The sequence below is a fragment of the Parabacteroides sp. MSK.9.14 genome, assembly GCF_019041495.1.
Lineage (GTDB): Bacteria > Bacteroidota > Bacteroidia > Bacteroidales > Tannerellaceae > Parabacteroides > Parabacteroides merdae.
This window is the reverse complement of the sequence record NZ_JAHPXO010000006.1, coordinates 1-21,591: the sequence shown is the minus strand read 5'-3', so window position 1 is coordinate 21,591 and position 21,591 is coordinate 1. Positions and strand designations below refer to the sequence as shown.

The window sequence follows — 21,591 nt, the reverse complement described above, 5'->3', positions numbered from 1 at the left end:
TATGAAGAAGCACAATTTTTATGCAGGTCCCTCTATCTTGAGCGAGTATACAATTAAAAATACGGCCGCTGCAGTAGAGAATTTTGCGGGTATGGGTTTATCTCTTCTTGAAATCTCCCACAGAAGTAAAGAATTCGTTGCCGTGAACGATGAGGCGCGTGCGCTGATCAAAGAATTGCTGGATGTTCCTGCTGGCTATGAGGTTGTTTTCCTGGGTGGAGGTGCAAGCATGCAGTTTTGTATGGTTCCTTACAACCTGTTGAATAAGAAAGCTTCTTATTTAGATACCGGTACATGGTCGTCCAAAGCCATCAAGGAAGCTAAGCTCTTCGGGGAAGTCGAGGTTGTGGCATCTTCTAAAGATAAAAACTATACATATATTCCGAAAGATTATACGATTGCCGACGATGCGGATTATTTCCATATTACGACCAATAATACGATTTACGGAACGGAAACTCGCAAAGATCCGGATGTGAAACAACGTTTGGTCGCCGATATGTCGTCCGATATTTTCTCCCGTCCGATCGATGTATCCAAATATGACATTATCTATGCCGGGGCACAGAAGAATCTGGCTCCTGCCGGTGTGACGTTGGCTATTGTTCGTGTGGATGCTTTGGGACATGTGGAACGTCCGATCCCGACAATGTTGAACTATAAGACTCATGTGGACAAGGATTCCATGTTTAACACTCCTCCCGTGCTGCCGATCTATGCTGCGTTGCAGACATTGAAATGGTATAAGGAACAGGGCGGTGTTGCCGCTATGGAAAAGAAGGATATGGAAAATGCCGCTATCCTGTATGATGAAATCGATCGTAACAAGTTGTTCAGAGGGACTGTTGCAGCCGAAGACCGTTCTATCATGAATGTATGTTTCGTGATGAATGACGAGTATAAGGAACTGGAAGACGAATTCAGCAAATTTGCTGCGGCTGCCGGTATGGTCGGTATCAAGGGACACCGCTCTGTCGGTGGTTTCCGTGCCTCACTGTACAACGCAATGCCTAAGAGCAGCGTTGAAGCTTTGGTTGCATGTATGAAGGATTTTGAAAAACAGCATTGATTATGGCAAAGATATTAGTAGCAACAGATAAACCTTTCGCAGCGATAGCTGTGAAAGGTATCCGCGAAGTAGTGGAAGGGGCAGGCGATGAACTGATCCTGTTGGAAAAATACGGTGAAAAGGCCAAACTGCTGGAGGCAGTCAAGGATGTGGATGCAATCATTATCCGCAGTGACGTGATCGATGCCGAAGTGTTGGATGCCGCCAAGCAGTTGAAGATAGTGGTTCGTGCCGGAGCCGGTTACGATAACGTCGACCTGGCTGCTGCGACAGCTCATAATGTTTGTGTGATGAATACACCGGGGCAGAACTCCAATGCCGTTGCCGAATTGGCTTTCGGAATGATGGTAATGGCTGTCCGCAACTTCTATAACGGAACATCGGGAACAGAATTGAAAGGAAAGAAACTGGGAATCCACGCATACGGCAACGTAGGCCGCAATGTGGCCCGTATCGCAAAAGGTTTCGGAATGGAAATCTATGCATTCGATGCTTTCTGTCCGGCTTCGGCCATTGAAGCGGATGGTGTGAAACCGGTCGCTTCACCGGAAGAACTCTATGCTACCTGCGATATCGTTTCTTTGCATATTCCCGCAACTGCCGAAACAAAGAACTCCATCAATTACGCTCTGGTCGGCAAGATGCCGAAAGGGGGCCTGTTGGTCAATACAGCCCGTAAGGAAGTGATCAACGAAGCCGAACTGATCAAGTTGATGGAAGAACGCGCAGACTTGAAATATGTAACCGACATCATGCCCGTAGCCAACGAAGAGTTTGCCGCCAAGTTTGCCGGCCGCTATTTCTCCACTCCTAAAAAGATGGGTGCACAGACTGCCGAAGCCAATATCAATGCCGGTATTGCCGCTGCCAAGCAGATCGAAGGCTTCCTGAAAGAAGGATGTGAAAAGTTCAGAGTAAATAAATAGATTTATCTAAATTATCATGGCACGAATTAAACCTTTCAAAGGAATCCGTCCTCCTAAAGATTTGATCGAACAAGTGGCTTCCCGTCCTTACGATGTGTTGAACTCGGAAGAGGCACGCGAAGAAGCGAAGGGAAATGAAAAATCATTATATCATATCATCAAACCAGAGATCGACTTTCCGGTCGGGACGGATGAACACGATCCTGCCGTTTATCTGAAAGCTGCCGCCAATTTCCGGATGTTCCAGGAAAAGGGCTGGTTGGTGCAGGATAAGGAGGAATGTTACTATGTGTATGCCCAGACCATGAACGGCAAGACACAATACGGCTTGGTTGTCGGTGCGTATGTGCCCGATTATATGAATGGCGTTATCAAGAAGCATGAGCTGACACGGCGTGACAAGGAGGAGGACCGCATGAAGCATGTCCGGGTGAATAATGCCAATATCGAACCGGTGTTCTTTGCTTATCCCGACAATGCCGAACTGGACCAGATTGTCGCCAAATATACATCCCGCAATCCGGAATATGACTTCGTCGCGAAAGACGACGGTTTCGGCCATACGTTCTGGATCATTGACGAGCCGGCTGATATTGCCCGCATCACGGAACTGTTCGGCGAAATGCCTTCCCTGTATATTGCCGACGGCCATCACCGTTCCGCCGCCGCCGCCCTGGTCGGTGCGGAGAAAGCCAGACAGAACGCGGCTCATAAAGGGGACGAGGAGTATAACTACTTTATGGCTGTCTGTTTCCCGGCAAACCAGTTGACGATTATCGACTATAACCGTGTGGTGAAAGACTTGAACGGCTTGTCGGAAGAGGAATTTCTGGCTAAACTGGAAAAGAACTTCGTCGTGGAAGAAAAGGGCGCGGATATTTATAAACCGGTAGCTTTGCATAATTTCTCCCTCTATTTGGCAGGAAAATGGTATTCGTTGACAGCCAAGCAAGGTACATACAACGATAACGATCCGATCGGTGTCCTGGATGTGACGATCTCTTCCAACCTGATTTTAGATGAGATTCTGGGCATAAAAGATCTTCGTTCGGATAAACGCATCGATTTCGTAGGCGGTATCCGTGGGCTGGGAGAATTGCAGCGTCGTGTGGACAGTGGCGAGATGAAGGTCGCGTTGGCGCTTTATCCTGTCACCATGAAGCAATTGATGGATATTGCCGATACCGGTAATATCATGCCTCCCAAGACAACCTGGTTCGAACCGAAACTGCGTTCCGGTCTGGTTATCCATAAGCTCGAATAAAATGATTTCACATTCACAAGCCTGCTTGATGCTTGTGTGATGCCGATTTACAGTGAAGGCTGAGTATGCGGAGGGTGATCCCGCCTGCATACGGCCTTCACTTTTTTTATTTGGTTGTTCGGACACTTTTATGTAAGTTTGTGAGTATTACGCAAAGAATATGAAAAGAATCAGAAACATAGTATTTGATCTGGGAGGCGTCTTGATCGACCTGGACCATCACCAGGCTGTAAGCCGATTTGAGGAAATAGGAGTGAAGGATGCAAAACAGTTGCTCGATCCTTATGAGCAGAAAGGCTTTTTCCTTGAACTGGAGAATGGAAAGATCGATGTCGATACTTTCTGTCGCAAGTTATGCGAGCATACCGGCAAGCAACTTTCTTATGATGAAATCAAATATGCCTGGATGGGTTTTATTGCCGATGTCCCGCAATACAAGTTGGATTTCCTGTTAGAGCTGCGAAAGAAATATAAGGTTTATTTGTTGAGCAATACGAATCCGATTGTCCAGTCGTGGGCGAGGAGCGAGGCGTTCACCCCCGCCGGTCGTCCTATATCCGCTTATTTCGACAAAATGTATACTTCCTATGAAGTTGGGGTGACGAAGCCGGATGCCGCCATCTTCGACCGGATGATAGAAAATGCCCCGCTTATTCCCGCTGAAACGCTGTTTGTCGACGATGCCAAATCGAATATAGAGGTTGGACAAGGGCTCGGTTTCCACACCTATCAGCCGGAAAACGGAGAGGATTGGCGGGAAGCTGTCCTGAATATACTGGCAAAGTAATCTTCCAGTCTGTTTTTGGGGGAGATGTCTCATGATAAAAAAGCTATAGCCTGTTTCCAAAAAGGTTATAGCTTTTTTCTTGGAAAGCTATGGCTTGTAAACGGAAAACCTATAGCTTTTTGGAGGACTTGGAACGTTTTTTAGGCTCCCAAATATAGAAAAGGACAATTTGACCGCAATATTTCCCCTACACTTTTTGGAAGCAATAGATTTATGAAAATATTGTATGTGTTTGATAAATAATTGTTTAGATGGTTTTTCTAAACCTTTGCCTTTCTTTTCCGTATGGAGGCAGTGCATGCTAAGAGTCAGGCTGTTCAAATGGGTCGGAGGTGTGTGGAGGAGAATGTGTTTTTGTCCGGATTTGGTTTTTTCTTCGTCAGGTAGCTCGTTATTTACCGTTCGCTATTTACAAGGAGTATTGCGGTTGTCGTGTAAGAAAATGAGGCTTGTTTGAAAAAGTGTAGGGGAAATATTGCGGTCAAATTGTCCTTTTGTAGGGATGGTTATTTTCAATATATTGATATACAGTGTGCTGTCTGATGATAAGCTTGTCTTTATACTGTATACACCTTTCCAAGGCTTCTTAATGAAAAAGGGGAGCCGATGGGTTTAATAATGAACTTTGGCCCCCCTTTTTTGTATGGTAACGAGAAATATTCCGATTACATGATACCGCGTTCGCGCAGTCTTTCCTGCCATTTCCAAGCCGAAGCCAATGTGTCGGCCAGTGTTTCTGTCGCTTTCCAGCCTAAAACTTTATTGGCACGTTCGGGATTGGCCCAAACCTTTTCGATGTCACCTTCGCGGCGTCCTACGATTTTGTGCGGGACTTTAACGCCTGTTGCAGCTTCGAATGTGTTGATCAGTTCCAATACGGAAACGCCGTTGCCGGTTCCGAGGTTGAAGATTTCCACATTATCCAGAGACTTGCCACCCAACATGCGGTCCATGGCGATCACGTGAGCCTTAGCCAAGTCGACAACATTGATATAGTCGCGGATGCAGGAACCGTCAGGCGTGTCATAGTCGTCACCGAATACACTCAGCTCTTTGCGGATACCCATAGCAGTCTGTGTCAGATACGGGATCAGGTTCTGAGGAACGCCGTTAGGCAATTCGCCGATCTCTGCTGTCGGATGTGCTCCGATCGGGTTGAAGTAACGCAGGATGATGCTCTTGAAAGGAGCGCCGGCATGGATCGTGTCGCGGATGATCTCTTCGTTGATCTGTTTTGTATTTCCGTATGGAGAAGTAGCCGGTTTGATCGGAGCGTTCTCGGTTACAGGCAGATTCTCAGGGTCAGGCTGCCCGTAAACGGTGCAGGAAGACGAGAATACGATGCCTTCGATATTGAATTCCGGCATCAGTTCCAACAGGTTCACCAGTGTCACTACGTTGTTGCGGTAGTATTTCAACGGCTGCTGTACGGATTCGCCTACTGCTTTGCTGGCGGCAAACAGGATGATCCCTTTGATTCCCGGATGAGCTTTTAGTGCTTCGCGGGTTCCTTCCTTATCTTTCAAGTCCAGTTTGATGAATTCAGGACGGATGCCTGTGATGCGTTCGATACCGTCCAATACTTCTATATTGGAGTTAGACAGGTCATCGATGATGACAACTTCATAACCTGCGTTCTGCAGTTCTACTGTGGTGTGTGATCCGATGTAACCAGTTCCACCTGCTACTAAAATCTTCTGTTTCATGAGGAGAGAAAATTTATGATTTATGATTTATGAAAGGATTTATGATTTATGATTTATAGCGGCAAGCGGTATTACCTGTTATTATAAATCATAAATCATAAATCTTTAAACGATCCCCGAGAATCCCATAAACGCCATAGCCAGCAGACCAGCTGTGATTAGGGCGATCGGGGTTCCTTTCATGCCATCGGGGACATTTGTCATTGCTAATTGTTCTCTGACACCTGCAAAGATAATCAAAGCTAATGCAAATCCAATAGCAATAGAGAATGCATATACTACAGATTCTAATAAATTATACTGTTTCTGGATGACCTGGATGGCGACACCCAACACACAACAGTTTGTCGTGATCAGCGGAAGAAACACTCCTAATGCCTGATAGAGGGCAGGAGAAACTTTCTTCAGGATGATTTCCACCATTTGGACCAGAGCTGCGATAATCAGGATGAAGCTGATGGTCTGCATAAAGCCCAGGCCGAATACATCCAGCACATATTTTTGTACGAGGAAAGTCACGAGTGTCGCAATGGTAAGCACAAATGCAACGGCTGCTCCCATGCCTATTGCTGTATCCACTTTCTTGGATACGCCGAGGAACGGACATATACCCAAGAATTGGGACAACACAACGTTGTTGACGAATACAGCGGCGATAAATATCAATATATATTCCATATCTTACCTTGTTTTTATGCTTTACGCAGTTTATTAACAATAGCTATCAGGAATCCCAGTGCGATGAATGCACCCGGAGCCAACACGAAAATCAGCGAGCCGAACTGTTCCGGCATAATTGTCAGGTTGAACAGTTTACCGGTTCCCAACAGCTCACGGACAGCTCCTAACAGTGTCAAGGCAATCGTAAAACCGAGGCCGATACCGATACCGTCGAAAGCCGAGGCCACGACTCCGTTCTTGGCGGCAAAAGCTTCGGCGCGTCCCAACACGATACAGTTGACGACGATCAACGGGATGAACAATCCCAAACTTGCGTATAAGGCAGGAATAAATGCTTCCATGCACATTTGCACAACCGTTACGAAGGTGGCGATTACGACAATGTACCCGGGAATACGGACCATATCCGGGATTACATTTTTCAATGCTGATATGACCATGTTGGAACAGATCAACACGAACATGGTTGCAAGTCCCATACTCATACCATTCATCGCCGAAGAGGTCGTACCCAGTGTCGGACACATACCTAACAGCAATACGAATGTCGGGTTCTCTGTGATGATTCCGTTCATCAATATTTTCAGATTACTCATTGTCGTTTCCTCCCTCTTTAGTTGTGTTATCGGATGATGTGGTTGCTCCGGTCAATCCGTCGGCACCGGAAAAAGCACTGTAGGCGCGGTTCACGGCGTTCAGGAATGCACGGCTGGTAATGGTCGAAGCTGTTATGGCATCGACATCTCCACCGTCTTTGGTTACTTTCAGTTCGCCATCAGACAAATTGCGTTCCAAAACGCTCTGGCGATTTTTGTCCGTACGGAACCATTCTTGCATTTTAGCCCCTAATCCGGGTGTTTCGGCATGTTGCAAGACTGAATAGTTCAGCAGTTTGCCTTCGGTGTCAAAACCGACAATCACGCGGATCTCACCGCCGAACCCTTTCATTGTGTTGCTCTCCACTGCGGCACCGACGAATTTGCCGTCTTGTTTTGCCGGGTAGATTTTCAACGAGTCGCCATCGGCTGTAACTGCCATATAGGCTTCTTCTGTCGGTTTGTTGTCGAATGCCGGAGTGACCGCTTTGATCGCTGCTTCCAGCGCTGCTGCTTTGGTGGCGGCAATCGGACCGGTGGTGTACATATTCACACCTGCTAATATTGCTCCGGCCACTACACAGATGATCGTGAGTGAAAGGAACATATTGGGTAATGTTGATTTTAGTTTTGCCATGCTTATTTCCCTCCGAAATGTTTAGGTTTCATATAACTGTTGATGAGCGGAGTAACTCCATTCATGATGAAGATGGCAAATGACATACCTTCGGGATAAGAACCGAACAGACGGATAACCGTTGTCAGGATACCAATGCCGACACCGTAGACAATCATACCGCTCTTGCTCATCGGCGAAGTCACATAGTCGGTCGCCATGAAGATAGCTCCCAACATCAGACCTCCGGACAACAGATGGACGAACGGGCTTGCGTATTGAACCGGATTCACCAGGTGCATGATACCTGTAAAGACAAATACCGTGACGAAGATGGATACCGGAACGTGCCAGGTGATGATCTTCTTCCATAACATATAGAACATACCTAACAGCAGTGCCAGTGCGCTGACTTCACCAAGGCTACCGCCCATGTTACCGATCAGCATGTCGCTGAGTGTAGGCATTTTGTCGAGTGCACCCTCGTTCATCAGAGAGAGGACGGTTGCCCCTGTTGTTGCATCGGCATAAGATGTCAACTGTCCGACAACGGGCCAGGTGGTCATCTGTGCCGGGAAAGAGATCAGCAGGAAGATGCGTCCTGTCAGTGCAGGGTTGAAAATATTGTTGCCCAGGCCGCCGAACGACATCTTACCGATACCGATGGCTGCCAGCGCACCGATGGCGATGATCCAGATCGGCAGGTTTGACGGCAGGTTGAACGCCAGCAAAACACCGGTCAGGATGGCCGAACCGTCGTAAATGGTCGGTTCCTTTTTCATCAGGAACTTCTGAATCAGATATTCGAACAGGACACAGAAGAAAACCGAGGCTACGGTTACGATCAGCGCACCCAGTCCGAAAAAGTAGAGTGATACCAGGAAAGCCGGAACAAGGGCAATCAGTACACCGTACATATTTTTGCTTATGCTGTCGCCGCCATGAATGTGGGGCGAGGGAGACACGTATAATTTGTTTTCCATATTGCTCTTGTTTTATGACTTTCTTGCACGAATAATACCCATAACTTTGCCTTTACCCAATCGGATCTGGTCTAACAGCGGACGGTGGGCAGGGCAAGTATAACTGCATGAACCGCATTCGATACAGTCCTGGATGTAGCCTCCTTCAGCCTTTTCCCAATCCTTATAGATCGTGAATTTCATCAGGAAGGCCGGATTCAACCCCATCGGGCAGACGTTCACGCACTTGGCGCAACGGATACAGTCCTGCATCGGTTTGCGGACAGATTCTTCCTTGGTCAGGAGCAATACGCCGGAACTGCCTTTGGTTACCGGAACTTCGGCGCTTACCAACGCTTTGCCCATCATCGGACCGCCACCGATAATCTTACCCGTGTTTTCGGGAATACCACCGGCTGCTTCGATCAGCGTGTTGATAGGCGTACCCATACGGACCAGGAAGTTCGACGGGTTGGCAACGGCTTTTCCTGTTACGGTCACGACGCGCTCGAACAGAGGTTTGTTCTTCTGGACGGCTTCGTAGACGGCGTAGGCGGTTCCTACGTTCTGTACGACGGCTCCGGCCGAGATAGGCAGGGCGCCGCTCTTTACCTGGCGACGGATCACGGCGTCGATCAGCTGCTTTTCACCTCCTTGCGGATATTGCACTTTCAGCGGCATGATCTCGATTCCGGGATAAGCGGCTGCCAGCTTCGTCAGGTGGGCGATTGCATCGGGTTTATTGTTTTCAATGCCGATAACGGCTTTGTTTACATTTACGGCTTTCATCAGCAATGTGACGCCCACCAATATCTGTTCGCCTTTTTCCATCATCAGGGAATGGTCGGAGGTCAAATAAGGTTCACATTCTACGGCATTGATGATGATGATTTCTGCCTTGCTTCCGGGAGGCGGCATCAGTTTCACCTGTGTCGGGAAAGTGGCTCCCCCCAGACCTACGATACCGGCTGCTGCAATCTTGTCGACGATCTCTTTGGATGACAACGTACAATCTTTTACCAATGCATCGCTGCGGTCGATCGTTTCTTCCCATTCGTCTCCTTCCACATCGATGTAGATGGCGGGACGCTTGTAGCCGCTTGAGTCGAGGGCGTTATCTATTTTGTTTACTTTACCGGATACCGACGAGTGGATATTAGCGGAAACGAAACCACCTGCCTTGGCGACAAGTGTTCCGACTTTAACCAGATCACCCTTCTTGACCACTGCCTGGGCTGGAGCCCCGATGTGCTGACTGAGCGGTATGATTACCTGCTTAGGAGCAGCTAAAGCGGTAATTTTCTTACCGGCAGACAATTTATTTTCGGGCGGATGTATACCTCCGATTCGAAATGTCCTTAGCATACTATTAGATTTTATTTTTGAATTGTTTCTTCTTTTGTTTCAACTTTAGGAGTTGCTGCATTTGGCGTAGCGTTTGCTGTTGGAGCTTCTGCCTTCGGAGACTCTTTCTTCGGGACTTCAGTCTTTGGCGCATCAGCCTTCGGTGCAGCCGGTTTCGGAGCTGTTGCCGGTTTTATTTTGTCGGCGTCCACAGCCGGAGCTGCCTCTTTACGTGGCGGGAAGTTCAATTCGTGGATGGCGCCGGTCGGACATACGGCTACGCACTTGCGGCATAAGCGACATTTTGTGTAATCGATGTAGGCCACGTTGTTTTCCACTGTAATTGCTTCGAACGGGCATTCCTTTGCACATTTGCCACAGCCGATACAAGCGTTGGCGCATGCTTTCTTGGCTACTCCGCCTTTGTCTTTGTTTACGCAGCTGACGAAGACGCGGCGTGATTTGGGGCCCTTCTTACGCAGTTCGATGATGTTTTTCGGGCAAGCTTTTACGCAAGCTCCGCATGAAGTACATTTGTCTTCGTCCACTTCCGGAAGCCCGGTCTCAAGGTTGATGTGGATGGCGTCGAAGTTACATGCAGCCACACAGTCGCCATAACCTAAGCAACCGAATGAACAGCCGGTCTCTCCGCCGTACAAGGTGGAAGCAATCGCACAACTCTGCACACCGTCGTATTGGTTGGTACGCGGACGGGCGGCACACGTTCCGTTGCAGCGGACAACGGCTACCATCGGTTCTGCACTGGCTGCTTCTTTTCCGAGGATGGTGGCTACTTTGCCCATTACAGGTGCTCCGCCTACGGGGCATAACAGGCCGTCCAACGTGTCGGCTTTTACACAAGCCGTAGCAAAACCACCGCATCCGGGATATCCACAACCTCCGCAATTGGCTCCAGGCAATACCTCCTGGACTTGTGCGATACGAGGATCTTCGTATACTTCAAACTTCTTGGAGGCGGCGTATAGAAAAACTGCGCCGATGGCTCCAATCGCTCCTAATGAAATAACGGCAATTAAAATCATGATATGTTTGTCAATTAAGTTTTTTCAAAGTAAATATGAATCGCTTTTTCAGTTTGTCGCGTAAAAAGTATAATATGCAATAATAAGGAACTAAGAGCAGTAATCCGGTTAACCCGCTTGTGGTTTCTTCCCATTGCATACTTGTACCTGTTACAATAGCCGCAAAAACTATGATGAGCGGAAATACAAATGCAAGAAGTACGGCCTGCAGCCCCAGTGAACTTTGTCCGCATAACTGGACTTCTTCATTTATATGGAATTTTCCAGAGTTGTCCGGAACCTCGATGATCTTTTCTTTGCTCTCGGATGCCGTACACATACTTTTCGCATGGCATCCGGAGCAAGCCGATTGTTGGATGATCCTGACATAGACCGTACCGCCGTCGATCTTCTCTATAATCCCATTGTGATTGATACTTTCGCTCATATTTGTAATCTCGACATTGCAAAACCGAGGCAAAAGTACGTATTATTTGGAAATTATGTCACGATTAACAAAGTTTATTATGGAAATAATAGACTTTGTCTTACCATTTGTAATTAAACCCGAAGCTTAACAGCTCGTTGATCTGAAGATAGCTGTCGAAATCTTCGTTTTTGGCAACACCATCGTCATAGCGAAGGTGAAGATTGATCCGGGTTGAAAAGAACCGGCTGATCTGCAAGTTGAACGTGTTCTCAAACTCTCCGGTAATACGATGATAATCCGTGAAATAATAGAAACGAGATGTCCAACTGACATTTCGGTTGATATTGAATGTCATGTTTGCTTCGAGTTTCGAACCAATTTGGCTTTGGGAGTTCCTGTATTTGTTAACATCGTCAGGAAGTTCGGCGGCATTGTCTTTCTCTTTAAAACCATGTCGTTTCAAATCCATATCTGTCCCCTTTTGGGTACTGTACATATAGTTATAAGAGAATGGAGCCATGTTGACATTCAATTTTATGTTTCGGTGTCTCACCTTTGTAAGGGTTTTGGTTAGTTCGTATTTCATACCGATACCGGTATTGAAGGTCATAGGCGCGAGAAATGCCGATAATTTGGTTTCGCTGTTTTGGGCGTAGTTGGTTACTACTTGTGTGTTGAAACTGATGTCGACTGTGTAGTACCACTTGTTAAATGCTTTGTAACCGAACAGCGTATGGAGACGAAGTATCTGGTCGTTTATCTTATACGAATGTATAGAGTCTGTTTTGTCCGGCAAAGTATTCATGTTCAGTTTGAATTCAAGTTCGTTTGTTACCTGTACTTTGTCTTTATTGTAATCATATTTGAAATATTGCCGGGTATTCATATTGAAGTTCGGATCGCCACCTGCACTCCAGTTCGGTGAAATGTAATTTTGCGAAAACTGCATGGTGCTTTCGAAGTTGGAAGTCCAATAACGGCGTTCCGGGATAAACTTGACCGGAGCGTCCACGTCGCTGAAAGCGTTCGGGTCGCTTTCTATTTTGATTAGTTCGGGTTCGTATGTCGCTTTCTTGATAACATGCGTTTTAACGACATCTGTCGGCAGGTCACGTTCCGAATAACGGAAATATTCCGGATAGTTTACACGTACATAATTATATGCAGTATTCTGCAACTTGTTCTTTAGTATTTCGTCTTGGAACAAAGTCGTATCCGGTTCGAACAATGGGAAGTTGGGACGTTGTTTTGCAATAAAGTCCTTGTCATACAATTGCAGGTCTTCCGGGATAAGTCCTCCCTTGAACAGGATCGGGGTGAACAGCGGATTGACGATTGTAGTATCCCGTAAGGTTGCCCACGGGCTGATGATGGTAGACGGGTCGCGTACCCAATTTACCCAATATTGTGCTTCCGGCGATAATTCTATCTCGTCTTTTTTTAAAAAGCGAAGCAAGTTCTCACTCGGTGCGGCGGGTGATGAGTAGCTGCTATTGAGTTTTTCGAACTGTGCCCTGAGGTCGGGGATTTTATCCAGTTCCGTTTCTTCCAAGTCTAATAAAGGAAATGTATCGGGGACAGCGGTCTGAACCGGTTGATTCGACTGATTCCCGCTAATTATGTTGACATCCTGTGCTCCTACCTGATTACTACTGAATAACAATACAATAAATAACGCTAAAACAGACATCTTTATCATCGTCGTATCTTTTTACATTCATTTAAAATATTGGTGCGAAATTAATGAAAAGTTCTGAGATAGACTAATTTATTTTCGGCGTTGTCGGGAACATATCCGTGCGTTTTTGCACGTAAGATGTACGGGAACGGACAATACGTTTAAAAGCCTGGTGCGTATGTGGTTGTAAATAAGTGAATTCCTGATTTGACATGATCTTTGCCTTATCTTTAGTGGTTCATAAAAAAGATATGATATATGTTTAAACACTATGTAAAAGTCGCACTCCGGCTAATTAAGCGGAGCTTTTTGTTTTCGTCTGTTAATATGCTAGGGTTTGTGTTGGGGATGACGGCAGCTTTCCTGATTTATCTCTGGATTGTGGATGAGTTGACATTCTAGCTTTCCGGTTATCGCCGGCGATCCCGACCGGAAACCTGGATTCCGTCAACGGCAATGAAGTGATGAACCTGTTGATGGAACTGAACCGTGAAGGAACGACCGTCGTGATGGTTACCCACTCCGAGGAAAATGCTCGGATGGCGGGTAGGCTGATCCGTATGATAGATGGCAATATTTTGACAGAAAGCAGAAAATGAAAATCCACTTTTGTGCTTACCCGAAAAAGTTGTACCTTTGTTCCCTCGAAAATCAAACGGAATATGGATAGAATCCGATTAAAAGACAAAGAATTTGAACTCTTTATCCCGGAAGAGGAGATAAAGGATGCAATTGCAAAAGTCGCAGAACGTATCCGGGAGGATGTAAAAGGCACGAATCCGTTGTTTGTGGGAATCCTGAATGGAGCTTTTATGTTTACTGCCGAGTTGATGCGTCAGTTGAACGAACCGTATGAGATCACCTTTGCTCGTTATTCTTCTTATAAAGGGACCAGTACGACCGGTGTCGTGCGTGAAATCATGCCGGTGCAGGCCGATGTGAAAGGGCGGACTTTGATCATGATAGAGGATATTATAGATACCGGATTTACGATGCAATATGTTATGGATAAACTCCGTAAGGATGGTGCTGCCGATGTCAAACTGGCGACCATGTTGTTTAAGCCGGATTCATTGAGATGCAATTTGAAACCCGATTATATCGGCATTCGGATTCCGAGTGATTTTATTGTCGGTTACGGCCTGGATTATGATGAAATGGGGCGGGCTTACCGAAATATATATAAGATAATTGACAATTGATAATTATCAATATATAAAGGAGTGGAGAATTTATCAGATTAATGTATAATAAGAGGCGATGGATGGTTGGATAGTTGGCAGGTAATTGTCAATTGTCAATTATCAATTGTCAATTTAAAAAGTTTACTTTTTATGTTGAACATTGTTATTTTTGGTGCTCCCGGTTCAGGAAAGGGAACACAGAGCGAATTGATTATTAAAGAATATGGTTTGGATCATATCTCTACAGGTGATGTTTTGCGTTCTGAAATGAAGAACGAGACAGAGCTGGGTAAGATTGCTAAAGATTACATTGAAAAAGGACAACTGGTTCCGGATGAACTGATCGTTGACATGCTGGCTAAGGTTTTGGACAGCAAGGTGAACTCCAAAGGCGTCATCTTCGATGGTTTCCCCCGTACTATCCCGCAGGCTAAGGCACTGAAAGAAATGTTGAACAAACGTGGAACCGATGTTTCCGTTATGCTGAACCTTCAGGTAGAAGAAGAAGAACTGATCAACCGCCTGTTGGAACGTGGTAAGGTTTCAGGCCGTTCGGATGACAATCTGGAAACAATCAAGTCAAGATTGGACGTTTATCACAAACAGACAGCTCCTTTGGCAGATTATTATATCGGTGAAGGCAAACATGTCGCCATCAAAGGTATGGGTACAATCGAAGAGATTTTCGGTCGTATCAAGGATGCGGTAAATAATTTGTAATGGATTTATGAATGAGGTTTATGATTTATGATTTGTGATTTATATCTTTTGTCGCTATGAATCATAAATCATAAAACATAAATCATAAATTAAAAATTAAAAGTGGCTGAATCAAACTTTGTAGATTATGTAAAGATCTATTGCCGTTCTGGTAAGGGCGGGAGAGGGTCTTCTCACTTTCGCCGCGAGAAATACATTCCGAAAGGAGGTCCCGACGGAGGCGATGGAGGACGAGGAGGCCATGTGTATCTTCGTGGAAACCGGAATTACTGGACGCTTCTCCATCTGAAGTATGAACGTCATATTATGGCGACGAATGGTGAAAGTGGCGGAGCCAAACGTAGTTTCGGGAAAGACGGTGAGGATCGTGTGATAGAGGTTCCTTGCGGAACAGTCGTTTATGATGCCGAAACGGGCGAGTTTATCTGTGACGTGACCGAAGACGGTCAGAAAGTAATGCTGTTGAAAGGCGGACGCGGAGGATTGGGTAACTGCCACTTCAAGACGTCGACCAACCAGGCTCCCCGCTATGCGCAACCCGGCGAACCGGCACAGGAACGTATGGTGATCCTGCAATTGAAGCTGTTGGCTGATGTCGGTCTGGTCGGTTTTCCGAATGCCGGAAAGTCGACATTGCTGTCTGTCGTTTCAGCTGCCAAACCGAAGATTGCCAATTATCCGTTTACTACGCTCGAACCGAACTTGGGTATAGTAAGCTATCGCGACAACCGTTCATTCGTCATGGCCGATATCCCTGGCATTATCGAGGGAGCCAGTGAAGGTAAAGGTTTGGGGTTAAGGTTCCTGCGTCATATCGAACGTAATTCGTTGCTTTTGTTTATGGTTCCTGCCGATGCGGATGATATCAAGAAGGAATACGAAATCCTTTTAGGCGAACTGGTCAAGTATAATCCGGATTTGCAGGATAAAAGCCGTGTCCTGGCTATCACCAAGAGCGATATGCTGGATGAAGAGTTGATTGAGGCATTGTCCGAAGATCTGCCGGAAGGCGTTCCCTATGTCTTTATCTCCTCCGTTACCGGAATGGGGATCACCGAGCTGAAAGACTTGCTGTGGAAGGAACTGAACAAGGAAACGTTCCACGAGGTAGAGCGTATTGTACATAAGAACATCGATGTAGGCGCACTTTCGCTAGATGATGACGATTTTATCATTCCTCTTGATGAAGATGATCCCGACGACGATGAAGAGTATGAAGAATATGAAGATTGGGACGACGAAGAAGATGAAGATACTTCCAAATGATAAAGTGAAGATGTTGCAATTTCCCGTATTAAGCGAGGATTGCAACATCTCTCATTTTGTGACAACCCGTCAGGGAGGAGTGAGCAAAGGTGCGTATGCATCCTTTAACCCTGGCGAATACAGTGGGGACAATCCGGAAGCTGTCCGAGCGAACCGGAAACTTCTTTCGGATGCAATCAGGATACCATCCGAACGTATCTTCGCGCCTTTTCAGGTTCATGGGGCGGAGGTCCGTTCGATCGAACCTTCTTTTCTTTCCCTTCCATTGGAAGAACAGCAGCTTTATATGCATGGTGTAGATGCCTTGGTGACGGATGTGCCGGAAGTTTGCATCGCTGTCTCGACAGCCGATTGTGTCCCTGTCTTGCTGTATGCTCCCGATGTGAAGGCTGTAGCTGCCGTTCATGCCGGTTGGCGGGGAACTGTATTGCGGATTGCCGGGAAAACTGTTCGCATCCTCATGGATGAATATGGAGCCGATCCTCGTCTCATGAAAGCCGGCATTGCTCCTTCCATCGGTCCCGAAGCCTTCGAAGTTGGCGAAGAGGTCGTCGACGCCTTTCGGGAGGCCGGTTTTGAAATGTCGTGTATCTTGAAGCGCGATGCCGATACCGGAAAAGCCCATATCGATTTGTGGGAGGCCAACCGTCTGCAATTATTGACAGAAGGCCTTTCGGCCGGAAATATCGAACTAGCCGGAATCTGTACCTACGCCCATCCCGACGAGTTTTTCTCCGCCCGTCGTCTGGGAATCAAAAGCGGGCGTATCCTGTCCGGTATTTTCTTGCGTGGTTCCTCCCTGTTTATACAATAAAGGATTACTCCAAAATGGATGCTTTTCATCAGATTTTAGTTGATCATCATATGTCATCATAATGTCTTTTATTGGTTTTTATATAGAGTAGAGGTGATAACACATTTTTTATGGAAAAATAGATGTTTCAGGAGGATATGCAAATAGAAAAATAGTTTTTTGTAAAGAATTGTGTTTATCTTTGTAGTAAATTGAGCGGTGTATAATATATATGGTCCTTTTGCTTATTAAATAAAAAAGTTATGAGACGAACAGATGTAGTAGAACAAATCAGGAAGGTCGTGCAAGAAGTTACTTAAATATGATATCCTAACGCAGACTCATAACGGCGTAAAAAGTATGCTTGGCTTACATTTTGTATCTACAGGAAAGTTGCCGATTAAAATAGGTAAGATATTTGGAACGTTGTTTGAAAAGAAGCATAGTGGAGACTATGATGATTTTGCGTACTGCGACGAAGAATTAGTGAATGAGTTATATCCTCAAACTGAAATATACATTATTACAATTGAAAAATTAATCCTTTCTGACTAAATAGGTTTATTTTTTGTGGTTTTTATAAGTGAAATTCTATGACAAATATTTCAATTTCAGAAGAAATAGCCACGGCCTGTCCGGATTTGCATGTTTTGGCCCTGTCTTGTGATGTTTGCAATTCTGAACCGGACGAAAGGCTTTGGCAGGAGATAGCGGACGAAGAAAAGGCTGTCCGGGAAACAGTCAAGCTGGAACAAATCAACAAATGGCTTCCTATACAGGCTACCCGCCAGGCTTATAAGCGTCTGGGAAAAGATCCGAATCGTTATCGTCCTTCTTCTGAAGCCTTGCGGAGGCGCATTCTCCGTGAATTACCCCTTTATAAGGTCGATACGCTGGTCGATCTCATCAATTTGGTTTCTATCCGTAGCGGATATTCCATCGGAGGCTTCGATGTGGATAAAATTGCTGGTGGCAGTCTGGTGTTGGGAGTCGGCAGGGAAGGTGAAATTTATCATGGAATCGGGCGTGGAGAATTGAATATTGCAGGTCTGCCCGTTTACCGGGATGCAGTCGGTGGGATAGGAACTCCGACGAGTGATGAGGAACGGACAAAAATAGGACTGGATACGACTCACTTGTTAATGATTATAAATGGTTATTCAGGATTGGAGGGGTTGGAGGCGGCAGGAAAGTATGCCGTGGGCTTATTAAGCAAATATGTTTCAGCTATAAACATGGAGGCGGAACTTGTCACAGCCAAAGATCGGACGAAAATAGCGCTATAATTCTGTTATAATAGTGTTAATTATGCTTTCAAAACATAAAAAGCACCTGTCTTTATGCTAAAAAACATCTATATCCTTTTGTTTTAATCGATTAATCTATAAATTTGCTCCCGTTAACGATTAACAAAACAAAAAGAAACATGATCGAATTGATTGGAACAAACGCCGGCCTTGTTTGGAACGCATTGAATGAAGGCGGTAAGATGAGTGTTAAGGCAGTAAAGAAGGCTACTAAGATTAAAGCGGAAAAAGATATGTATGCTGCTTTTGGTTGGTTAGCGAAAGAAGGCAAATTGGCTTTCGAAAACGTCGAGGGTGAATTGTACGTTGCGTTAGTATAAATATAGCGTAGCTGAATCTATTGGAAGGAGGGCTGTTCGGATTTTAGTTTGAACGGCCTTTTGTGTGTCCGGACGTTTTCTGTCAAAAAAACAAACCGATTCGTTGTTTTATTCAATTCTATCCTTTACTTTTGTGTAGAATTTGGTGTGAAATGACCGAAGATCATAAAAGATTGTTGGCTGTATTTGATGTTAGGGTTCGTGATTTGATGGAGTTTTGCGATAGGCAAAAGCAGAAAATCAACGAGCTTGAAAGTTCTTTAGCACAGAAAGAAGGAGAACTTCAGCAGGCAATGAAGACGATCGAAGAGTTGAATGCCAAATGCGATAACATGCTGACTGCACGGGTTGTTTCTGTCAACGAGGGAGAAATGAAAAGTGCCAGGATGAGGTTATCGAAGTTAGTGCGGGAAGTAGACAAGTGCATTGCACTATTAAACGAATAGAGGCGATGGACGATAAATTTCTTATACATGTAGAGATAGCCGGTAAAAGTTATGGTATCAGGATCAACCGGAGCGAGGAGCAGGTAGCCCGTGAGGCAGTCCGGCAAATCAGGAAGAAAATGGACCAGTACCGGAAGAAATATTCCGACGTGGATGTAAAAGATTTGTTAGCCATGGTAACCTTTCAGCTATCGGTGGAAAACTTGAAGTTGGAGGATAAGAATGACACAAGTCCCTTTACTGAAAAGATACAGGAGCTGACCGATGAACTGGAAAGTTACCTGAAGGATAAATAGTTGTAAGAATAAAGAAGATGCGTTTCCGCACTACTTTGCATGGGTGTATCCATGTAAGGCAGTGCTTTTTTTGTATAATAATATAACTGAATTTAAACTATAAGTAAAATGGGTATGACTATAATCATAGCACTTGTGACCTTCGTTGTCGGAGGCTTGCTCGTGTGGTTTGTGATGAGAGTCCTTATGAAGTCAAGGTATGACGCTGTGATACGCGAGGCTGAAAAGGAGTCGGAAGTAATGAAGCAGAAGAAGCTGCTCGAAGTAAAAGAGAAGTTCCTTCATTTGAAAGCGGACCTGGAGAAACAGGTGTCCGCCCGTAATTCAAAGATACAGTCTGTAGAGGCTAAGTTGAAACAACGTGAGTTGAATTTGAACCAACGTCAGGAAGACCTGCAACGCAAGAATAGCGAAGTGGATGCCGTGAAGGAGAATCTGGCGGCCCAACTGGAACTGGTAGATAAGAAGAAGCAGGATTTGGAGAAACTTCACCAGCGTGAAATCGAACATCTGGAAACTCTGTCCGGGCTTTCTGCCGAAGAGGCGAAGGAGCGTCTGATCGAATCCTTGAAAGACGAAGCCAAGTCAGAAGCTACTTCCTACATCAATGAAATCATGGAAGAGGCAAAGATGACAGCCAACAAGGAAGCGAAGAAAATCGTTATCCAGTCCATCCAGCGTGTGGCTACCGAAACGGCAATCGAGAATTCGATTACAGTCTTCCATATCGAATCAGACGAGATCAAAGGCCGTATCATCGGTCGTGAAGGGCGTAACATTCGGGCGTTGGAAGCAGCAACCGGTATTGAGATCGTGGTTGACGATACGCCTGAAGCAATTGTGTTGTCCGGTTTTGATCCGGTCCGTCGTGAAATAGCTCGTCTGGCTTTGCACCAGTTGGTACAGGACGGACGTATCCACCCGGCACGTATCGAGGAAGTGGTAACGAAAGTGAGAAAGCAAGTTGAAGACGAAGTGGTGGAAACCGGTAAACGTACCGTTATCGATCTCGGTGTTCATGGCTTGCATCCTGAACTGATCCGTATGATCGGTAAGATGAAATATCGTTCTTCTTATGGCCAGAACCTGTTGCAGCACGCACGCGAAACGGCGAACTTATGTGCTGTGATGGCATCTGAACTGGGATTGAACCCGAAAAAGGCAAAACGTGCCGGACTGTTGCACGATATAGGAAAAGTGCCTGATGACGAGCCGGAATTGCCACACGCAATCTTAGGTATGAAGCTTTGCGAGAAATATAAAGAGAAACCGGATATCTGCAATGCTGTAGGTGCTCACCATGACGAAGTGGAAATGCAAACGCTGCTTGCTCCGATCGTACAGGTTTGTGATGCTATTTCGGGTGCACGTCCGGGAGCTCGCCGTGAGATCGTCGAGGCTTACATCAAGCGTCTGAATGATCTGGAACAGTTGGCTCTTTCTTATCCGGGTGTAGTGAAGACATACGCTATCCAGGCTGGTCGTGAGCTCCGCGTAATTGTCGGGGCTGACAAGATCGATGATAAGGATACCGAAAACCTGTCAACCGAAATCGCAAAGAAAATCCAGGACGAAATGACCTATCCGGGTCAGGTGAAGATCACGGTGATCCGTGAGACTCGTGCGGTAAGCTATGCTAAGTAGATCGATCATCATTGAATAAGTTTATGGAAGGCCGGGCTGAATAAAGTCCGGCTTTTTTTATTTTTCCGCCAATAATCAGGGGGAGGCTTCACCTTTGTATGCACTGGTTGGGTTATAAGATTGTTGATGGGTGAATGCAAATAGTAAAAGTGCCTTCACCTGTTACGGTTGTCTTCATCTGCGGGTTAGTCGGGTATGGAAGGTACACTATAGAGTGGCAGTCGCTATACTTTTATTGTTAAACTATAAAACCATAGAGCTTTTGGCCTAAGTCGAAAACCTTTTCGCCCTTGGTGAAAAAGGCTTTCGACAATGGGCAAAAAGGCTTTCGACTTAGGTCGAAAATGAAAAGAGGTATAAGGTAAATATTAAATGTTAGTATATTAGGATATTAATATCATTCACAATCTCTTTATTATTCACTTAAATATGTCGCTTTGTATAAGAGGCCGGATCTGGTGTGTCTGGGCGAGACAAGGTGTCTCGTCCTGAAATAGGTTGACTTCATAAAAGTCAACAAAGATGAAAAAAGAG

Annotated in this window: 24 protein-coding genes and 1 pseudogene; 16 read left to right on the top strand and 9 right to left on the bottom strand. The window is 45.7% G+C overall.

The window, feature by feature from the left end:
* Window position 1 precedes the first annotated feature (1 nt).
* The 4 genes from serC to KTG12_RS04810 all read left to right on the top strand — a co-directional run bounded on the left by serC (window position 2) and on the right by KTG12_RS04810 (window position 4,046).
* Window positions 2–1,069 (top strand): 3-phosphoserine/phosphohydroxythreonine transaminase, encoded by a 1,068-nt coding sequence (gene serC, locus KTG12_RS04825; protein ID WP_005648320.1) that lies wholly within the window; start codon window positions 2–4, stop codon window positions 1,067–1,069.
* 2 nt (window positions 1,070–1,071) lie between these two features.
* Window positions 1,072–1,995 carry an NAD(P)-dependent oxidoreductase gene (locus KTG12_RS04820; RefSeq protein ID WP_005641308.1) on the top strand — a complete coding sequence of 308 codons (924 nt, stop codon included), beginning with the start codon at window positions 1,072–1,074 and terminating at the stop codon, window positions 1,993–1,995.
* Window positions 1,996–2,011: 16 nt separating this feature from the next.
* Entirely contained in the window at window positions 2,012–3,259 is a 1,248-nt protein-coding gene (locus KTG12_RS04815) for a DUF1015 domain-containing protein (protein ID WP_005648316.1), read from the top strand.
* A 160-nt stretch (window positions 3,260–3,419) separates the two neighbouring features.
* Window positions 3,420–4,046 (top strand): HAD family phosphatase, encoded by a 627-nt coding sequence (locus KTG12_RS04810; RefSeq protein ID WP_005641304.1) that lies wholly within the window; start codon window positions 3,420–3,422, stop codon window positions 4,044–4,046.
* Window positions 4,047–4,711: 665 nt separating this feature from the next.
* On the opposite strand, the gene galE is transcribed toward KTG12_RS04810, so the two are convergent.
* From galE to KTG12_RS04765, 9 genes are all read right to left on the bottom strand, one after another.
* A complete protein-coding gene (gene galE, locus KTG12_RS04805) occupies window positions 4,712–5,752 on the bottom strand; it encodes a UDP-glucose 4-epimerase GalE (protein ID WP_005648314.1) in 1,041 nt (346 codons plus the stop codon).
* A 105-nt stretch (window positions 5,753–5,857) separates the two neighbouring features.
* Entirely contained in the window at window positions 5,858–6,430 is a 573-nt protein-coding gene (rsxA, locus tag KTG12_RS04800) for an electron transport complex subunit RsxA (protein ID WP_005641298.1), read from the bottom strand.
* 14 nt (window positions 6,431–6,444) lie between these two features.
* Entirely contained in the window at window positions 6,445–7,029 is a 585-nt protein-coding gene (locus KTG12_RS04795; protein WP_036724630.1) for an RnfABCDGE type electron transport complex subunit E, read from the bottom strand.
* The gene (locus tag KTG12_RS04790) at window positions 7,022–7,666 is read right to left on the bottom strand and encodes an RnfABCDGE type electron transport complex subunit G (protein ID WP_155144119.1); all 645 of its coding nucleotides are present in this window, start codon (window positions 7,664–7,666) and stop codon (window positions 7,022–7,024) included. The genes KTG12_RS04795 and KTG12_RS04790 overlap by 8 nt, the downstream gene beginning before the upstream one ends.
* Window positions 7,667–7,668: 2 nt before the next feature.
* The gene (locus KTG12_RS04785) at window positions 7,669–8,628 is read right to left on the bottom strand and encodes an RnfABCDGE type electron transport complex subunit D (protein WP_005641293.1); all 960 of its coding nucleotides are present in this window, start codon (window positions 8,626–8,628) and stop codon (window positions 7,669–7,671) included.
* Window positions 8,629–8,640: 12 nt separating this feature from the next.
* On the bottom strand, window positions 8,641–9,972 hold the full coding sequence (gene rsxC, locus KTG12_RS04780; RefSeq protein ID WP_005651185.1) for an electron transport complex subunit RsxC: 1,332 nt from the start codon (window positions 9,970–9,972) through the stop codon (window positions 8,641–8,643).
* Between the two features lie 11 nt (window positions 9,973–9,983).
* Complete coding sequence (locus KTG12_RS04775; RefSeq protein ID WP_046451977.1) at window positions 9,984–10,994, bottom strand: Fe-S cluster domain-containing protein; 1,011 nt, start codon at window positions 10,992–10,994, stop codon at window positions 9,984–9,986.
* A 10-nt stretch (window positions 10,995–11,004) separates the two neighbouring features.
* On the bottom strand, window positions 11,005–11,421 hold the full coding sequence (locus KTG12_RS04770) for a SoxR reducing system RseC family protein (RefSeq protein ID WP_005641284.1): 417 nt from the start codon (window positions 11,419–11,421) through the stop codon (window positions 11,005–11,007).
* Between the two features lie 100 nt (window positions 11,422–11,521).
* Window positions 11,522–13,102, bottom strand: a complete 1,581-nt coding sequence (locus KTG12_RS04765) for a DUF3078 domain-containing protein (protein WP_005651187.1) — start codon at window positions 13,100–13,102, stop codon at window positions 11,522–11,524.
* A 237-nt stretch (window positions 13,103–13,339) separates the two neighbouring features.
* Here KTG12_RS04765 and KTG12_RS04760 point away from each other — a divergent pair, with 237 nt between their 5' ends.
* The 12 genes and pseudogenes from KTG12_RS04760 (at window position 13,340) to rny (ending at window position 21,057) form a co-directional block, all read left to right on the top strand.
* Window positions 13,340–13,483: a hypothetical protein gene (locus KTG12_RS04760; RefSeq protein WP_005641276.1), complete on the top strand. Its 144-nt coding sequence runs from the start codon at window positions 13,340–13,342 to the stop codon at window positions 13,481–13,483.
* Window positions 13,484–13,506: 23 nt separating this feature from the next.
* Window positions 13,507–13,680, top strand: a pseudogene (locus KTG12_RS04755) (ABC transporter ATP-binding protein); the annotation flags it as partial.
* Window positions 13,681–13,743: 63 nt separating this feature from the next.
* Entirely contained in the window at window positions 13,744–14,283 is a 540-nt protein-coding gene (hpt, locus tag KTG12_RS04750; protein ID WP_005641272.1) for a hypoxanthine phosphoribosyltransferase, read from the top strand.
* A gap of 132 nt (window positions 14,284–14,415) precedes the next feature.
* Window positions 14,416–14,985 carry an adenylate kinase gene (locus KTG12_RS04745; protein WP_005641269.1) on the top strand — a complete coding sequence of 190 codons (570 nt, stop codon included), beginning with the start codon at window positions 14,416–14,418 and terminating at the stop codon, window positions 14,983–14,985.
* A 102-nt stretch (window positions 14,986–15,087) separates the two neighbouring features.
* The gene (obgE, locus tag KTG12_RS04740; RefSeq protein WP_005648295.1) at window positions 15,088–16,251 is read left to right on the top strand and encodes a GTPase ObgE; all 1,164 of its coding nucleotides are present in this window, start codon (window positions 15,088–15,090) and stop codon (window positions 16,249–16,251) included.
* Window positions 16,199–17,065 (top strand): peptidoglycan editing factor PgeF, encoded by an 867-nt coding sequence (gene pgeF, locus KTG12_RS04735; protein ID WP_005641265.1) that lies wholly within the window; start codon window positions 16,199–16,201, stop codon window positions 17,063–17,065. Before obgE ends, pgeF begins: the two co-directional genes overlap by 53 nt.
* A 339-nt stretch (window positions 17,066–17,404) precedes the next feature.
* Complete coding sequence (locus KTG12_RS04730; RefSeq protein WP_005641263.1) at window positions 17,405–17,599, top strand: antitoxin; 195 nt, start codon at window positions 17,405–17,407, stop codon at window positions 17,597–17,599.
* A gap of 38 nt (window positions 17,600–17,637) precedes the next feature.
* Window positions 17,638–18,330 (top strand): B3/4 domain-containing protein, encoded by a 693-nt coding sequence (locus tag KTG12_RS04725; RefSeq protein ID WP_005651190.1) that lies wholly within the window; start codon window positions 17,638–17,640, stop codon window positions 18,328–18,330.
* A 140-nt stretch (window positions 18,331–18,470) separates the two neighbouring features.
* Window positions 18,471–18,671 (top strand): winged helix-turn-helix domain-containing protein, encoded by a 201-nt coding sequence (locus tag KTG12_RS04720; protein ID WP_005648289.1) that lies wholly within the window; start codon window positions 18,471–18,473, stop codon window positions 18,669–18,671.
* 152 nt (window positions 18,672–18,823) lie between these two features.
* Entirely contained in the window at window positions 18,824–19,117 is a 294-nt protein-coding gene (locus tag KTG12_RS04715; RefSeq protein ID WP_119215417.1) for a hypothetical protein, read from the top strand.
* A 5-nt stretch (window positions 19,118–19,122) separates the two neighbouring features.
* Window positions 19,123–19,413 carry a cell division protein ZapA gene (locus tag KTG12_RS04710; RefSeq protein WP_005648288.1) on the top strand — a complete coding sequence of 97 codons (291 nt, stop codon included), beginning with the start codon at window positions 19,123–19,125 and terminating at the stop codon, window positions 19,411–19,413.
* Between the two features lie 108 nt (window positions 19,414–19,521).
* The gene (gene rny / locus KTG12_RS04705) at window positions 19,522–21,057 is read left to right on the top strand and encodes a ribonuclease Y (protein WP_122298640.1); all 1,536 of its coding nucleotides are present in this window, start codon (window positions 19,522–19,524) and stop codon (window positions 21,055–21,057) included.
* Window positions 21,058–21,591: the final 534 nt, after the last annotated feature.

Bases quoted from the DNA above. Each gene is read 5' to 3' on its own strand.
- serC (WP_005648320.1), top strand. From the start codon at position 2: ATGAAGAAGCACAATTTTTATGCAGGTCCCTCTATCTTGAGCGAGTAT.
- KTG12_RS04820 (WP_005641308.1), top strand. From the start codon at position 1,072: ATGGCAAAGATATTAGTAGCAACAGATAAACCTTTCGCAGCGATAGCT.
- KTG12_RS04815 (WP_005648316.1), top strand. From the start codon at position 2,012: ATGGCACGAATTAAACCTTTCAAAGGAATCCGTCCTCCTAAAGATTTG.
- KTG12_RS04810 (WP_005641304.1), top strand. From the start codon at position 3,420: ATGAAAAGAATCAGAAACATAGTATTTGATCTGGGAGGCGTCTTGATC.
- galE (WP_005648314.1), bottom strand. From the start codon at position 5,752: ATGAAACAGAAGATTTTAGTAGCAGGTGGAACTGGTTACATCGGATCA.
- rsxA (WP_005641298.1), bottom strand. From the start codon at position 6,430: ATGGAATATATATTGATATTTATCGCCGCTGTATTCGTCAACAACGTT.
- KTG12_RS04795 (WP_036724630.1), bottom strand. From the start codon at position 7,029: ATGAGTAATCTGAAAATATTGATGAACGGAATCATCACAGAGAACCCG.
- KTG12_RS04790 (WP_155144119.1), bottom strand. From the start codon at position 7,666: ATGGCAAAACTAAAATCAACATTACCCAATATGTTCCTTTCACTCACG.
- KTG12_RS04785 (WP_005641293.1), bottom strand. From the start codon at position 8,628: ATGGAAAACAAATTATACGTGTCTCCCTCGCCCCACATTCATGGCGGC.
- rsxC (WP_005651185.1), bottom strand. From the start codon at position 9,972: ATGCTAAGGACATTTCGAATCGGAGGTATACATCCGCCCGAAAATAAA.
- KTG12_RS04775 (WP_046451977.1), bottom strand. From the start codon at position 10,994: ATGATTTTAATTGCCGTTATTTCATTAGGAGCGATTGGAGCCATCGGC.
- KTG12_RS04770 (WP_005641284.1), bottom strand. From the start codon at position 11,421: ATGAGCGAAAGTATCAATCACAATGGGATTATAGAGAAGATCGACGGC.
- KTG12_RS04765 (WP_005651187.1), bottom strand. From the start codon at position 13,102: ATGATAAAGATGTCTGTTTTAGCGTTATTTATTGTATTGTTATTCAGT.
- KTG12_RS04760 (WP_005641276.1), top strand. From the start codon at position 13,340: ATGTTTAAACACTATGTAAAAGTCGCACTCCGGCTAATTAAGCGGAGC.
- hpt (WP_005641272.1), top strand. From the start codon at position 13,744: ATGGATAGAATCCGATTAAAAGACAAAGAATTTGAACTCTTTATCCCG.
- KTG12_RS04745 (WP_005641269.1), top strand. From the start codon at position 14,416: ATGTTGAACATTGTTATTTTTGGTGCTCCCGGTTCAGGAAAGGGAACA.
- pgeF (WP_005641265.1), top strand. From the start codon at position 16,199: ATGAAGAATATGAAGATTGGGACGACGAAGAAGATGAAGATACTTCCA.
- KTG12_RS04730 (WP_005641263.1), top strand. From the start codon at position 17,405: ATGCTTGGCTTACATTTTGTATCTACAGGAAAGTTGCCGATTAAAATA.
- KTG12_RS04725 (WP_005651190.1), top strand. From the start codon at position 17,638: ATGACAAATATTTCAATTTCAGAAGAAATAGCCACGGCCTGTCCGGAT.
- KTG12_RS04720 (WP_005648289.1), top strand. From the start codon at position 18,471: ATGATCGAATTGATTGGAACAAACGCCGGCCTTGTTTGGAACGCATTG.
- KTG12_RS04715 (WP_119215417.1), top strand. From the start codon at position 18,824: ATGACCGAAGATCATAAAAGATTGTTGGCTGTATTTGATGTTAGGGTT.
- KTG12_RS04710 (WP_005648288.1), top strand. From the start codon at position 19,123: ATGGACGATAAATTTCTTATACATGTAGAGATAGCCGGTAAAAGTTAT.
- rny (WP_122298640.1), top strand. From the start codon at position 19,522: ATGGGTATGACTATAATCATAGCACTTGTGACCTTCGTTGTCGGAGGC.